The sequence below is a fragment of the Stenotrophomonas lactitubi genome, from assembly GCF_002803515.1.
Classification (GTDB): domain Bacteria; phylum Pseudomonadota; class Gammaproteobacteria; order Xanthomonadales; family Xanthomonadaceae; genus Stenotrophomonas; species Stenotrophomonas lactitubi.
Genome location: NZ_PHQX01000001.1, coordinates 2,213,975 through 2,228,195 on the forward strand (window position 1 = coordinate 2,213,975; position 14,221 = coordinate 2,228,195).

At 67.9% G+C, this 14,221-nt stretch carries 14 protein-coding genes; 12 read left to right on the forward strand and 2 right to left on the reverse strand.

Going from position 1 to position 14,221, the window contains the following annotated elements:
* Positions 1–6: 6 nt before the first annotated feature.
* Complete coding sequence (locus CR156_RS10360) at positions 7–885, reverse strand: sterol desaturase family protein (RefSeq protein ID WP_243381788.1); 879 nt, start codon at positions 883–885, stop codon at positions 7–9.
* Positions 886–992: 107 nt separating this feature from the next.
* On the opposite strand from CR156_RS10360, the gene CR156_RS10365 reads away from it, so the two are divergent.
* From CR156_RS10365 to CR156_RS10395, 7 genes are all read left to right on the forward strand, one after another.
* Positions 993–1,943 carry a LysR substrate-binding domain-containing protein gene (locus CR156_RS10365; RefSeq protein ID WP_207764197.1) on the forward strand — a complete coding sequence of 317 codons (951 nt, stop codon included), beginning with the start codon at positions 993–995 and terminating at the stop codon, positions 1,941–1,943.
* A 92-nt stretch (positions 1,944–2,035) separates the two neighbouring features.
* Positions 2,036–2,686: a DsbA family oxidoreductase gene (locus CR156_RS10370; RefSeq protein WP_100552798.1), complete on the forward strand. Its 651-nt coding sequence runs from the start codon at positions 2,036–2,038 to the stop codon at positions 2,684–2,686.
* A gap of 36 nt (positions 2,687–2,722) precedes the next feature.
* Positions 2,723–3,730 carry a cyclase family protein gene (locus tag CR156_RS10375; protein ID WP_089235963.1) on the forward strand — a complete coding sequence of 336 codons (1,008 nt, stop codon included), beginning with the start codon at positions 2,723–2,725 and terminating at the stop codon, positions 3,728–3,730.
* 315 nt (positions 3,731–4,045) lie between these two features.
* Positions 4,046–4,660, forward strand: coding sequence for a translesion DNA synthesis-associated protein ImuA (gene imuA / locus CR156_RS10380; protein ID WP_100552799.1), 615 nt, complete (start codon positions 4,046–4,048; stop codon positions 4,658–4,660).
* Positions 4,661–4,669: 9 nt separating this feature from the next.
* Positions 4,670–6,079, forward strand: a complete 1,410-nt coding sequence (locus CR156_RS10385; RefSeq protein WP_100552800.1) for a Y-family DNA polymerase — start codon at positions 4,670–4,672, stop codon at positions 6,077–6,079.
* Positions 6,080–6,084: 5 nt separating this feature from the next.
* On the forward strand, positions 6,085–9,195 hold the full coding sequence (locus CR156_RS10390) for an error-prone DNA polymerase (RefSeq protein ID WP_100554138.1): 3,111 nt from the start codon (positions 6,085–6,087) through the stop codon (positions 9,193–9,195).
* An 82-nt stretch (positions 9,196–9,277) separates the two neighbouring features.
* Positions 9,278–9,784: a hypothetical protein gene (locus tag CR156_RS10395; RefSeq protein WP_100552801.1), complete on the forward strand. Its 507-nt coding sequence runs from the start codon at positions 9,278–9,280 to the stop codon at positions 9,782–9,784.
* A gap of 6 nt (positions 9,785–9,790) precedes the next feature.
* On the opposite strand, the gene ptsJ is transcribed toward CR156_RS10395, so the two are convergent.
* A complete protein-coding gene (ptsJ, locus tag CR156_RS10400; protein WP_100552802.1) occupies positions 9,791–11,074 on the reverse strand; it encodes a MocR-like B6 salvage transcription factor PtsJ in 1,284 nt (427 codons plus the stop codon).
* Positions 11,075–11,149: 75 nt separating this feature from the next.
* Here ptsJ and CR156_RS10405 point away from each other — a divergent pair, with 75 nt between their 5' ends.
* From CR156_RS10405 to CR156_RS10425, 5 genes are all read left to right on the forward strand, one after another.
* Entirely contained in the window at positions 11,150–11,923 is a 774-nt protein-coding gene (locus CR156_RS10405; RefSeq protein WP_099821507.1) for a YggS family pyridoxal phosphate-dependent enzyme, read from the forward strand.
* Positions 11,920–12,633 (forward strand): glutamine amidotransferase, encoded by a 714-nt coding sequence (locus CR156_RS10410; protein WP_100552803.1) that lies wholly within the window; start codon positions 11,920–11,922, stop codon positions 12,631–12,633. The genes CR156_RS10405 and CR156_RS10410 overlap by 4 nt, the downstream gene beginning before the upstream one ends.
* Positions 12,618–12,842, forward strand: coding sequence for a hypothetical protein (locus tag CR156_RS10415; protein WP_032975245.1), 225 nt, complete (start codon positions 12,618–12,620; stop codon positions 12,840–12,842). The genes CR156_RS10410 and CR156_RS10415 overlap by 16 nt, the downstream gene beginning before the upstream one ends.
* A gap of 68 nt (positions 12,843–12,910) precedes the next feature.
* Positions 12,911–13,438 carry a hypothetical protein gene (locus CR156_RS10420; RefSeq protein ID WP_100552804.1) on the forward strand — a complete coding sequence of 176 codons (528 nt, stop codon included), beginning with the start codon at positions 12,911–12,913 and terminating at the stop codon, positions 13,436–13,438.
* Positions 13,435–13,974 (forward strand): hypothetical protein, encoded by a 540-nt coding sequence (locus CR156_RS10425; protein WP_100552805.1) that lies wholly within the window; start codon positions 13,435–13,437, stop codon positions 13,972–13,974. Before CR156_RS10420 ends, CR156_RS10425 begins: the two co-directional genes overlap by 4 nt.
* Positions 13,975–14,221 lie beyond the last annotated feature (247 nt).

The following is a 14,221-nucleotide window of genomic DNA, read 5'->3' on the forward strand; positions in this document are numbered from 1 at the left end:
CACCGGTCAACCGCGCCTGCGCAGCCCCTCCGGCAGCTCCGGCACATCGCCATGCGGCAGCTCGCGGAAGGGCGCCAGCAGTTGTGCGGAATACGCCTGCGGATAGTCCGGCTGGCTGCCAATACCCAGATCACGCTGCCCCAGCCGATAGCCCGGCGCATCGAACGCCGTTCCCAGCAGTTGGTCCCACACGGTCAGGAACAAACCGAAATTGACGTCGCCCGCAGTGCCATAGCGGATGTGGTGGAAACGATGCAGCGGCGCCCATGCCATCACCCTGCCCAGCACACTCGGGCGCATGTCCACGTTGGAATGCTGCAGCAGCAACTGGATCGCAATGGCAAACGCCAGCACTGCGGCCACCGGCATCGGCATTCCCAGCAACAGCAGCGGCAATACGCCACCCACTGCTTCGGCGGCCTGGTGCAGCGGGTGTTTCATCAATCCATTGAAACCGTACATGCGGGTCACGCTGTGATGCACCGCATGCAGCCGCCACAACCAGCCGATGCGATGGCTGGCGTAGTGGACCAGGGTGATGCCAAGGTCAGCCGCGATGATCGCCACCAGCACCTGCAGCGCGAATGGCCACTGCATCGGCCAGATGTGCCAGGGCACGATCGCCGCCAGCAGCGGCACTGTGGCGATCGACAGCAGGTTCAGGCTTTCATTGACCAGCGCATGCAGGACGTCACGCAGGCGGTCGCCATGGTCGTGGTTGAACGCCGGGTCGTATGGCCACATCCGCTCGGCAGCGAACGACACCGTGATGGCCACAGCCAGCAAGGCAAGCAGCCACAGCGGATCACCGTGATGGTGACCGACCCAGCCGATGGCGGCAGCAACAAAACCCAGCAGGAACAACGGGGCATACAGGCGGAGCATCCAGTGCTTCATGGGCAACCCGGGAAGTGAGGGGCCTGCATGTTGGCGGGGCGTACAGACTGTCGGCTTGAACAAACGGCGCAACACCTCGCGTCGTCCATCCACGCATGGCGTGGATCTACAATGGCGGCCTCATCGCGGCCGGGACCGGCATGGACTCCTTCACCTTGATGCGTGCCTTCCGCCGCATCGTCGAACGCGGCAGCCTGGCCCGCGCCGCCGAAGACCTGGGCCTGTCGCCAGCAGGGCTGAGCAAGCAGCTGCGCACGCTGGAAACGCACCTGGGCGTGGTGCTGCTGCAGCGGACCACCCGCCGCATGAGCCTGACCGAAACCGGCCATGCCTATTACCGCGAATGCTGCCGCCTGCTCGATGAGCTGGACGCACTGGAGCGCGGCATCGCCCAGCAGCGCGGTGAAGTGAGCGGACGCCTGCGCGTCAATGCACCGCAGTCGTTCGCGCTGAGCACGCTGTCGCCGCTGCTGCCACGTTTCCTGCAGCAGCATCCGCAGCTTGCGCTCGACCTGGTGATGGAAGACCGGCTGCTCGATGCGGTCGGCGAAGGCTTCGATGTCTCCCTGCGCATCCGCGCCGAGCTGGAAGATTCGCGGCTGGTCGCACGCCGCCTGGCGTCGCTGCAGCAGGTGCTATGCGTGGCGCCGTCCTACCTGCAGCACCATCCGGCACCGCAGGTGGTGGAGGAACTGCAGGCGCACAGCGTGCTCGGCTACAGCCTGTCCGATTCACCCGGCAGCTGGCCGCTGCTCGGCCCCGATGGCCAGGTCACGGTGACCCTGCCGACACGGGTCACCGCCAACAACAGCCTGCTGCTGCGTGACCTGCTGGTCGCCGGCCTCGGTATCGGTGCGCTGCCCTCGTTCTTGGCCGCACCGGCGCTGGCCAGCGGCGAGCTGCAGCAGGTGCTGCCCGACCATCGCTATCCGCCGCGGTTCGTCTACGCGGTCTACCCCACCGCGCGCCACCTGCAACCGAAGGTACGCGCCTTCATCGATTTCCTACACGCCGAGCTGCCCACCTGCGCCGGCCTGGATTCGTAACCGCCAGCGAAAACTGAGCTGCCCGCCGCGTGCTGTTTCGGCCCGGCGGCGCTGCCTACTCTGCCGCCTCCCCTCTCACGGACGGCAGGCCGATGATCGCCTCTCCTTCACTGACCACCACTGCACCGGTGGTCGATTTCTTCCATGACGTGGTCTGCGGCTGGTGCTTCGTGCTGGCCCCGCGCCTGCAGCAGGTCTCGGCCGAACTCGGCATCCAGGTCCGCCACCGCAGCTTCGTGCTGCAGGACTCGCGCGAACAGATGATCGAGGTGTTCGGCTCGATGCCGCGCGCCAAGGCCATCATCCTGCGTCACTGGGCCGACTGCGCCGCGCATGAAGACAGCGCGCGCATCGACATCGAAGGCATGCGTGCCCAGGACTTCGAGTACCCCTCCGGCTGGCTCGGCGCGCTGGCCTGCCAGGCCGCCGGCATGCTCGGCGGCAACGACGCGCACGGCTCGATGTTCGATGCCGTGCAGTGGGCACACCTGCACCAGCACCGCAACATCGGTAATGCCGAAGTGCTGCTGGACATCGCCGAACACCTGGGTCATCGGCGTGGCGTCTTCGCCGACCGGATGCGCAGCGATGAGGTGCGCCAGCGCGTGCAGGCCGACCGCGCTGAAGCTGCCGCGCTCGGCATCCGCTCCATTCCCACCGTCATCACCGGCCACGGCCTGCGCCTGCAGACCCTGCCGCTGCCGCAACTGCGCCAGGCCCTGGCGCCGCTGGTCGCGGCCTGAGCCGCACCGTTTCCCCACCCTGCAAGGAGATTTCCCATGACCCCACGTACCCTGGGCACCGCCCTGGCCCTGCTGCTGGCCGGCGCCGCCGTCAGCATTCCCGTATCCGCACACGAACGCGTTCCTTCCGGCCAGCAGGTCGGCACCAGCCCCTGGGGGCCGAAGGACGAGATCGGCCGCCTCAACCTGATCACCGAGGCCTCGCGCGCGGCGATCCTGTCGCGGGTCAGCGGCGGCAAGGCCTACGATCTGGCTACCGAGTACTACGTCGGCATGCCTAGCTGGCAGGATGCCGGCGACCCGCACTACCAGTTCTGGATGACCCACACCCCGCGCGGCACAGTGATGGACGACCCGATGGGCGTGGGCGAGACGATGAACCTCACCCGCAGCTACACCGGCACCGCGTTCTCGATGTACAGCCACACCGGTACCCACATCGATGCGCTGAACCACTTCGGCATCCATGGAAAGATCTGGAATGGCTTCGAGGCCGACAAGCACCTCGGCGACCGCGGCTGGAACGTCACCGGCATCGAGAAGTTCCCGCCGCTGATCGCCCGTGGCGTGCTGATCGACGTGGCCGGCGCCAAGGGCATGGACATGCTGCCGGACAGCTACCGCGTCACCCGCCAGGACCTGAAGGATGCGCTGGCGCGCCAGCACGTGCAGTTGCAGCAGGGCGACATCGTGCTGATCCGCACCGGTCGCATGCGCCTGTTCGAACAGCCCAGGGCCTACATGGCCAACCCGCCGGGCATGGGCCTGGATGCGGCGCGTTTCCTGGTCGAGGACAGCGGCGCGATGATCGTCGGCGCCGACAACCTCAGCTTCGAGACCTTCCCTTCTGAAGTGTCGGACGACTACGTGCCGCTGCACACCTACCTGCTGGCGCAGCAGGGCGCGCCGATCATCGAACTGGTGGCGCTGGATGAACTGGCCCGCGACAAGGTCTACGAGTTCGCCTTCATCGGTGGCCCGCTGAAGATCCGCGGTGGCGACGCCGCCCCGCTGCGCCCGGTGGCCCTGCCGGTCCGCCCGTGACCCGATAGCGCCGGGCCAGGATCCGGCGGTGCCGACCTTGGTCGGTACCGCATTTCCCCCATCCACGCATGGCGTGGATCTACTGTGGCCAGGCCCCCATTCTCCAGTAGATCCACGCCATGCGTGGATGCCTTACCTCCTTCAGCAAGCTGAAACCTCACCCTCCGATTTCATTAGTAATATTACTCACAAGCCGAGTAGCATGTCCGGTCTCAGCCCCTGATACCGGCCTGTCGATACTCGTTCCATGCCTGCCGTTTCCGCCCACTCCTGTCGCTTCCTGCCAGCCCGGCGCCTCTCTCGGAGGACCGGCTGATGGGCGCCGTCGTCGCCCTCGACCGCCTGCTGGACGGCCGCCAGGTCTGGCGCGGGCCGGCACGCCAGGGCCAGGCCAGCGACCATCTGGCCAGTGGCCACCCGGCGCTGGACGCGCGCCTGCCCGGCGGTGGCTGGCCGGCCAGCGGGCTGTGCGAAGTGCTGCAGGCCGCTCCCGGGGTCGGCGAACTGGCCCTGGTCTGGCCGGCGCTGGCGAAACTGAGCCAGCGCGAACGGCCGATCGTGCTGGTCGCCCCGCCCTACCGCCCGCATGCCCCGGCATGGGCCGCTGCCGGGCTCGACCTGGCCCAGCTGCAGATCATCCACGCCACACCAAAGCAGGCCCTGTGGGCGACCGAGCAGTGCCTGCGCTCTGCTGCCTGCGCCGCCGTGCTGTGCTGGCCGCAGCAGGCCGACGATCGCGCCCTGCGTCGCCTGCAGGTTGCTGCCGACAGCGGCCAGTGCCTGGGTTTCGTGTTCCGCGAGGCCCGCGCCGCCCGCAACCCCTCCCCGGCCAGCCTGCGCCTGCAGCTCGACCACGGCCAGGTGCGGGTGTTGAAGTGCCGCGGCGGGCTGCCACCGGCGCAGCCGTTGCCGCTGGCCATCGCCCACTGAGGCCGCGCCATGCACTGGGCCTGCCTGTTGTTGCCGCAGCTGGCGCTGGACAGCGTGCTGCGCCTGCAGCCGGATCCGCAGCGGCCGCTGGTGCTGCTGCAGGGGCCGGCGCAGCGTCGTGTGCTGCGTGCGGTCAGCCCTGCCGCGCGGGCAGCGGGGCTGCGCCCGGGCATGCTGCTGTCGGCCGCGCAGGTGCTGGTGCAGGACCTGCAGCTGCACGACTACGATCCCAGCGCCGAACAGCACACCCGGCAGTTGCTGGCCAGCTGGCTGTATGCCACCAGTTCGCTGGTCAGCCTCGATTTTCCGCATGCGCTGGTGCTGGAGATCGGTGCCAGCCGTGCCCTGTTCGGCGATTGGCTGACGATCGAACAACGCCTGCGCCACGGCCTGCACGAACTGGGCTTCCGCCATCGCCTGGTCGCCGCCCCCAACCCGCATGCCGCGCGCGTGCTGGCCAATGTGCACGATGGCCTTGGCATCGATGCGCAGCAACTGCCCGCCGCACTGGCGCAGCTGCCACTGGCACGTAGTGGCCTGCCCGTTGATGCGGTGACCGTACTGGCACGCTCCGGCCTGCGCACGCTGGGCGCGGCCTTCGATCTGCCACGCGAAAGCCTGGCCCGCCGCTTCGCCCCCGAGGTGCTGCAGCAGCTGGATGCCGTGCGCGGCCTGGGCAGCGCGCCGTTGCGCTATTACCAGCCGCCGGACCGGTTCGATGCGCGCATCGAATTCGAATACGAGATCGAATCCAGCCAGGCCCTGCTGTTCCCGCTGCGGCGCCTGCTGCTGGACCTGGCCGCGTTCCTGTGTTCGCGCGATGGCGGCGTGCAGCGTTTCGACCTCCATTTCGAACACGACCTGCTGCCGGCCAGCGTACTGACCATCGGCCTGCTGGCCCCCGAACGTGATGCGGCGCTGCTGTTCGAGATCGCGCGCAACCGCATGGAAGCCTTCGCCCTGCCCGCCGGCAGCCGTGCGTTGCGCCTGCAGGCCGAGCAGCTGCCGCCGTTCGTGCCGGCCGCACGCGATCTGTTCGACACGCGCCCGGCGCAGGCAATGCCATGGACGCAGCTGCGCGAGCGCCTGCGTGCCCGCCTTGGCGATGACGCCGTGCAGCCACTGGCCGTGCAGGCCGACCACCGCCCTGAACGTGCCAGCGGCACCCAACCGCCGGCCAAGCCACCTGCCTGGTGGCCGCTGCGCCCCGGCTGGCTGCTGGATACGCCGCAGCCGCTGCGCGATCCGCGCCTGCGTATCGTCGCCGGGCCGGAGCGGATCGAATCGGGCTGGTGGGACCAGGCTGATGCGCGCCGCGACTATTACGTGGTGGAAACCGCGCAGGGCCAGCGTGGTTGGGCCTTCCGCACGCGCAATGATCCGCATGCACCGTGGATGCTGCACGGCTGGTTCGGCTGATCCCCATGCACACCGACCTGCCCGGGTACGCCGAGCTGCATTGCCTGTCGGCCTTCAGTTTCCAGCGTGGCGCCTCCATCGCCGAGGAGCTGTTCGCACGCGCTGCCGGACAGGGCTATCGCGCACTGGCGATCACCGACGAATGCTCGTTGGCCGGCATCGTGCGTGCCTGGCAGGCGGCGAAGACACACGGCGTGGCACTGATCGTCGGCGCCGAATTCCAGGTCGAGGACGGGCCGAAACTGGCCCTGCTGTGCACCGACCAGGCGGCCTATGCCGGGCTGTGCCAGCTGATCACCACCTGCCGTCGGCGGGCGGCCAAGGGCGAATACCGCTGCCTGCGCGAGGATCTGCATGAGCTCCCCGAGGGCCTGCTGTGCCTGTGGCTGGACCGGCAACCGGCGGCCACCGAACTGGAACTGCTGCGCCGTTGTTTTCCGCAGCGCCTGTGGCTGGCGGTGGAGCTGCATCACGAACACGACGACACGCGCCGGCTGCAGCAGTTGCAGGCTTTCGGCGAACGCCACCAGCTGCCACTGGTCGCCAGTGGTGACGTGCACATGCACGTGCGCCGGCGCCGCGCCCTGCAGGACACGCTGACTGCGATCCGCCACCGCTGCAGCGTGGCCGAGGCCGGCTGGCGGCTGTTTGCCAATGGCGAGCGCCATCTGCGCCCACGCACCGCACTGGCCCAGCTGTATCCACCCGAACTGCTGGCTGAAACCCTGCGCATCGCCGAACGCTGCCACTTCACCCTGGACCAGCTGAAATACACCTACCCGCGCGAACTGGTACCCGAAGGCCACGACCCGGACAGCTGGCTGCGCGTGCTGGTCGAGCGCGGCATTCCGTGGCGTTGGAAGAAGGGCATCGAGCCAGCCCAGCGCAAGCAGATCGAGCACGAACTGGCGCTGATCAAGCAGAAGCAGTACGCCTCCTATTTCCTCACCGTGCAGGACATCGTGCGCTTTGCCCGCAGCCAGGACATCCTCTGCCAGGGCCGTGGCTCGGCTGCCAATTCGGCGGTGTGTTTCGTGCTGGGCGTGACCGAGATCGACCCGGCGCGCAGCAACCTGCTGTTCGAGCGCTTCATTTCCGCAGAGCGTGATGAACCACCGGACATCGACATCGACTTCGAGCACGAGCGCCGCGAGGAAGTGCTGCAGTACGTGTTCAACCGCTATGGCCGCGAGCGTGCCGCGTTGACTGCGGTGGCGATCAGCTACCGTGGGCGCAGCGCGATCCGCGATGTCGCCCGTGCGCTGGGCCTGCCGATGGACCAGGTCAACGAGCTGGGTGCGGCAATGGATCATTGGGGCGGCAACATCCCACTGCCGGAAACCCTGCGCGAGCGCGGCTTCGATCCGGAAACACCGTTGATGCGACGGCTGCTGGCATTGACCGCCGAGCTGATCGATTTCCCGCGCCACCTGTCGCAGCATCCGGGTGGCTTCGTGATTTCCGAACACCCGCTGTCGACGCTGGTGCCGGTGGAGAACGCGGCGATGGCCGACCGCACCGTCATCCAGTGGGACAAGGACGACCTGGACGCCACCGGCCTGATGAAGGTCGACTGCCTGGCACTGGGCATGCTCACCGCCATCCGCAAATGCCTGGCGATGCTGCAGCAGCACGGCCTGCACAGCGGGCGCATGGATGCGATCCCCGATGAAGACGGCCCGACCTACGACATGATCTGCGCCGCCGACACCATCGGCGTGTTCCAGATCGAGTCGCGCGCGCAGATGGCGATGCTGCCACGCATGCAACCGCGCAATTTCTATGACCTGGTGATCGAGGTAGCAATCGTGCGCCCCGGCCCGATCCAGGGCGACATGGTCCACCCCTACCTGGAACGTCGGCGGATCCTGCGCGAACAAGGGCCGGATGCGTTGAACGATCCGGACAATCCACTCTATCCCGCCCGGTTGGAGCGCGTATTTGCCCGCACGCTCGGTGTGCCCTTGTTCCAGGAACAGGTGATGCAGCTGGCGGTGGATGCGGCCAACTACACCGCCGGTGAAGCCGATGCCCTGCGCCGCTCGATGGCCGCGTGGAAGCGTCGTGGCGGCCTGGAGCCCCATCGCGAAAAGCTGCTGACCGGCATGCTGAAAAATGGTTTCAGCCTTGAATACGGCGAGCACCTGTTCGAGCAGATCAAGGGTTTCGGCGATTACGGATTTCCCGAAAGCCACGCCGCCAGCTTCGCCCTGCTCACCTATGCCAGCTGCTGGCTGAAGTGCCATCATCCGGCCGCGTTCGCCGCCAGCCTGATCAACAGCCAACCGCTGGGCTTCTACAGCCCCGACCAGCTGCTGCAGGATGCGCGCCGGCATGGCATCACGGTACTGCCGGTGGACGTGCGCCACAGCGACTGGGACTGCACGCTGGACTTCGGCAAAGGCGCCGCGGCAATCCGCCTCGGCCTGCGCCTGGTCGATGGCTGCAGCGAACCGGCCGCGCAGGCCATCATGCGCGAACGTGCGCGGCGCCCATTCGACGATGTCGGCGACCTCTGCCAGCGCACCGCACTGGATCGCCGCCAGCAGGGCCTGCTTGCCGATGCCGGCGCCCTGCGCGGCCTCAGCGGCCATCGCCACCGTGCACGCTGGGATATTTCCGGCGTGGAGAACCGCCTGCCGTTGTTCGACCAGGCCCGCGCCACCGCCGAAGCACGCGTGGCCCTGCCCCTGCCCAGCGCCTGGGAAGACATGCAGGCCGATTACCGCAGCACCGGCACCACCCTCGGCCGCCATCCGATGTCATTCCTGCGCGCGCAGCTGCGAACCCGCGGCTGCCTGGATGCCGCGCAGCTGGCCAACCACGGCCATGGCCGGCGCGTGCGCATCGCCGGCCTGGTACGCATGCGCCAGCGCCCGCAGACCGCCAGCGGCGTCACCTTCCTTACCCTGGAAGATGAAACCGGCATGGTCAACGCCGTGGTCTGGCGACATCTGGCCGACCGCCAGCACCACATCCTGGTAGACACCCAGCTGATGCAGATCGATGGCCGACTGGAACGCGTGGATGGCGTGCAGCATGTGATCGTGCAGCGCATGCACTGCCTGGACGAACTGCTGCAGGGACTGCGCAGCCACAGCCGCGACTTCCATTGACGATACACATCGTCACACAACGCACTGGCCACGATCGACCGGATTCCGCTATCGTCGGCCACGTCCAAGGAAGGAATACACAATGGCTCGTGCCCTGACCCTGACCACCCTGGTGGTCGCCACACTCGCGTTGCTCGTTTCCGGCTGGACCGCCTGGAACCTGCATCGCAGCCAGTCACCGCAACGCGTGATCGAAGCGCGCGGCCTGATCATCCACGATGCCAGTGGCCAGCCACGGGTGATCCTCGGTGCACCGGTCCCCGATCCCCTCAGCCAGGGCCGCCCGCAGGGGCCGCGTGCCACCGCCTTGTCCGGCGTGATCCTGCTCGGCCCCGATGGTTCCGAGCGCGGTGGCTATGGCACCAGCGACCGGGGTGGCGAAGCGATGCTGACCCTTGACGATGCCACCGGCACCACCGAAGTCTTCAAAGTGGTCGCCAACCCGGACCGCGGTGCCAGCCTGATGGTCAAGCACCAGAACAACACCGGCGCCATGCTGAGTTCCTGGCAGGGCAAGCCGGAACTGGTGTTCCTCGACGACAGCGGCCAGTCCTACTACGTGCGCCCCGGCGCCAGCGCCGCGCCCTGAGCACGCTCAGCGCATCACCGCCGCCAGGTCATCGGCCAATCGCCGTTGCTGCGGCGGGCCGAGTGCCGCACAGGTGATGCGCAGCCCATGCGCCGGTGCAGCCACGGCAAAGACTTCGCCCCCGCGCACATGCCAGCCACGCGCGGCCAGCGCCAGCACCTGTGGCGTGCTGTCGGCCGGCAGTGGCAGCCACAGATTCAAACCTTCCATCGGCATGGGTGTCGGCAGCCCACGCGCCTGCAACAGCGCCTGCAGACCCTGCAGCCGCTGCTGGTAGCGTTCACCGGCCGCAGCGACCTTCGCTCGTTGCTGCGCCGACTCCAGCACCGCACTGACCGCATCCTGCAACAGATGGCTGACCCAGCCGGTGCCCGCCGCCAAGCGCAGGCGAAGGCGTGCCGCGGTCTGCCCATCACAGGCCAACCAGGCCACGCGCAGGTCCGGGCCCAATGCCTTGGACAACGAACGCAGCAGCGCCCAACGCCGACCGTCCATCGGCAGCACCGAGTGATAGCTCTGTTGCGAGAGCAGAGCGTAGTGATCGTCGATCAGCACCGCGACCTGCGGATAGCCGGCCAGCAACTGGCGCAGCGCACGCGCACGCTTCGCATCCAGGCTGGCACCGGTGGGATTGTGTGCGCGCGGGGTCAGCAGCACCGCACGTGCACCCGCATCCAACGCCTGCCGCAGTGATTCCACCTGCATGCCGTGCGCATCCACCGCCACCGGCAACGGCGCGTGCCCGGCCGCACCGAGGACATTGAGGCTGCCCAGGAAACAGGGATCCTCCACTGCAATGCGGTCCCCCGGCAGCAGCCACGCCGACAACAGGCGCTCGATGCCATCGACCGCGCCATGGGTCAGTTCCAGCGCATAGCCCGGCGGGCAATCGGCATCCAGCGAGGCCCGTGCCAGGTGCTGCATGCGTGGATCGACCGTCTCCACCCCATACAGGCGCGAGGCCGTGGCAGCTACGCGCAGGCTGGGCAGGCAGCGCGGATCCGGATTACCACCGGCCAGATCATGCAGGGCCAGCCCTGGCGCACTGCCCTCGCGTGCCATCGTCGCCGGCAGGCCGCGCACCACGGTGCCGCGACGCCCCGCCGTACTGGCCAGGCCCGCCGCATCCAGCCGCTTGTAGGCGGCGGCCACGGTATTGCGGTTGACCCCCAGCTGATCGGCCAGGTCCCGCACCGGCGGCAGCACGCTGCCCGCCGCCAGATGGCCACTGCCGATGCCCTCGCGGATGCTGTCGAAGATCGCTTCGGCGCTGCTCCCGGTGATTTTCATTTTGTCCTATGCCAAACTATATCTTGTCCTGTGCCAGTGTATCCCACCCTGGCCACCCCGCACCGGAGGTGCCCCATGTCCCTCGCCCCCGCCGACTGGCCCGTCGCCCAGTCCGTCGAACAGATCGCCGCCAACCTGGCCACCGTGCGCCAGCGCATCGCCAGCGCCTGTGCCCGCGCCGGACGTGATCCGGCCAGCGTGCGCCTGCTGCCGGTCAGCAAGACCGTCGATGAAGCGCGCATCCGCATGGCCGTAGCCGCCGGTTGCCACGAACTGGGCGAAAACAAGGTGCAGGAGGCGCAGCGCAAGGCCGAGGCCATGGCCGACCTTGGCGTGCACTGGTCGGTCATCGGCCACCTGCAGACCAACAAGGCCCGCTACGTCGCACGCTTCGCCAGCGAGTTCCAGGCGCTGGACAGCCTGCGCGTGGCCGAGGCGCTGCAGCAGCGGCTGCTGCTGGAGGACCGCACGCTGGATGTGTTCGTACAGGTCAACACTTCGGCCGAGCCCAGCAAATACGGCCTGGAGCCGGCCGCGGTGGCCGACTTCGTGCAGCAGCTGCCCGCCTTCGACCGCCTGCGCGTGCGTGGCCTGATGACCCTGGCCATCTTCACCCCCGAAGTGGAACGGGTACGCGCCTGCTTCGTGCGCCTGCGCGAGCTGCGCGACCAGCTGCAGCAGACGGCGCCGGCTGGACTCGACCTGTCGCAGCTGTCGATGGGCATGTCCGGTGATTTTGAAGTCGCCATCGAGGAAGGCGCCACCGTCGTCCGTGTCGGCCAAGCGATCTTCGGTGCACGCTCCACGCCCGACAGCTTCTACTGGCCCACCCCGGGAGCACCCGCATGAAGCGCGCCGTTGCCCTGCAGCACGTAGCGTTTGAAGATCTTGGCACCCTGCAGCCGCTGCTGCTCGCGCAAGGGTGGCAGGTGCAGGTCCTGCAGGCAGGCGTGGATGCACTCGATGCCGCCGAAGATGCCGATCTGCTGGTGGTACTGGGTGGCCCGATCAGCGTCAACGATGGAGCTGCCTATCCGTTCCTCGCCGACGGCATCGCGCTGCTGCAGCGTCGCCTGCAGCAGCAGCGACCGACGCTCGGCATCTGTCTCGGCGCCCAGTTGATGGCGCGCGCACTGCACGCCGACGTCGCCCCCACCGGTGGCAAGGAAATTGGTTTCGCACCGCTGCTGCTCACCGACGAAGGCCAGCGCTCGCCACTGCAGGCATTGCAGGGCATCCCGGTGCTGCACTGGCATGGCGAAGCCTTCGAACTGCCGGTCGGCGCACGCCGCCTCGCCAGCACGCCCGCCTGTCGCCACCAGGCCTTCGCCATCGGCCACCACGCCCTCGCCCTGCAATGCCATCCCGAACTGGACGCGCGCCAGTTCGAGCGCTGGCTGATCGGCCATGCGCTGGAACTGGCCGCGGCCGGCATCGATCCCATCGACCTGCGCGCGCAGGCCCGTCGCTATGGCGGGCCGCTGGCAGCCGCGGCGACCGCGATGTTCCATCAGTGGCTGCACGACCTGCCGGAGACCCGCCCATGCACTACCGCCTGACCATCCAGCACAACGGCATCCATTGGGGCCATGTCGACTGCGACGGTCCCAACGCGCTGCAACGCATCGATGCCATCGCCGCGCGCCTGCCCGCCGCCGAAGGCTTCACCCTGCAACGGCAGAAGGGCATCGGCGAGGAGCGCATCCTCTCCAGCACCGCCGATGGCCTGCGCGTGCTGGCCGCGCAGATCCAGTACCGCGATCTCTGACCATCGCGCCGGGTGCCGGCCAGCGGTCGGCACTACCCGGCTACCCACTCCCGTGCGAAGCTTCACGCATGTTGAAACTGTCACGCGGCACCATCGACGGCCTGCGCATTGCCCCACGCTGGCCCGCGTCACAGGTCATCGTCGAGGCCGAGGTTCTGCAACGCCTGCTCGATGCGCAGGCACGGCTGCCGTCCACCCTGCGCCTGCTGGTCACCCGCGGCTTCGAATGCAGCCAGGGACAGCTGGGCGGCTTCCGGCGCGTGGTCCGGCGGCTGGGCATCGCCATGTTCCGCTGCTGCTATCGGCATCGCCATGATGAGATCGACGCCATTTTCGGCGCCAATGGCCACGACCTGGACGGGCGTCATGTGGATGTCTCGCTGGTCCTGCACGGCCAGCGCCTGCGCCTGCTTCCGCTGGGCGTGTTCACTCCACTGCGCTGGCAGCAGCGCCGCGTCAGCCGCCATGCCGACGCCGTTGCAGCGGCCAAGGACGCACTGCAGCAGTCCGGCTTCGATCTGCACCCCAACGCCACGGAGAGCCTGCAGATCCACTGCGACTACCGCGGCACCACGCTGGCGGAACCGTCGCATTGATCGACGTTCCCCGCGCACTGCAGGCAACCTGCACCGACCTTCAGCAACGGCTGGGCCGGATCGACAACCTGTCGGGCAGTGGTGAACGCAGCCTCATCATCGCAGGAGAGCTGCTGAGGTTCCCCTATCGTATCTACGCCGACGCCACGGACCTGTTCCGGCTCGCATCCCAACTGCAGGGCGATACGCGCGCCCTCTGCCTCTGCCTGCTCTCGCGTCACTGCGACGGACATGTACGGCAACGTGCGATCGAGACGCTGGGGCCCTCACCGATGGCCTGGGTGCATGCCTTCCAGCTGACCTTGCTGGGGGAGTACGTGGACGAGATCGCATCGGCCGTGGCGATCCAGGCGCAACAGACCGGCCTGCAGCGCTATGCCGCGCTCATCGGCGAGAACCGCGCCTTCGTCGCCCTCTGCCGACAACGCGCCGCCAGCTACTGGGATGCTTACTACCGCGCCCGCTACTCCAGCCTGCGCCTGTTCCCGGCCCACAGACTGCTGCTGCAGATGGCATACGCCGCGCGCTCGCCGTAGCACTCTCTGCACCCGCCAGCGCACATCCGCTGTTGGGGGACTTAGAGATTGAGAACGGGGAAGAAACGGGATGAAACGGGATGAAATGGGACGGAAGGCCTGCGCGGCAAGCGTTCCGCCTATCGAGTGACATCTATCGATAGATAGAGCTCAGTTTGCGAAACGCGCCCTGGCTGAGCCATTTGGACAGCAGAAATGCGAAACGGCCGCCAGAGATGGCGGCCGTTTGATTTGCGTTCAAAGGGGC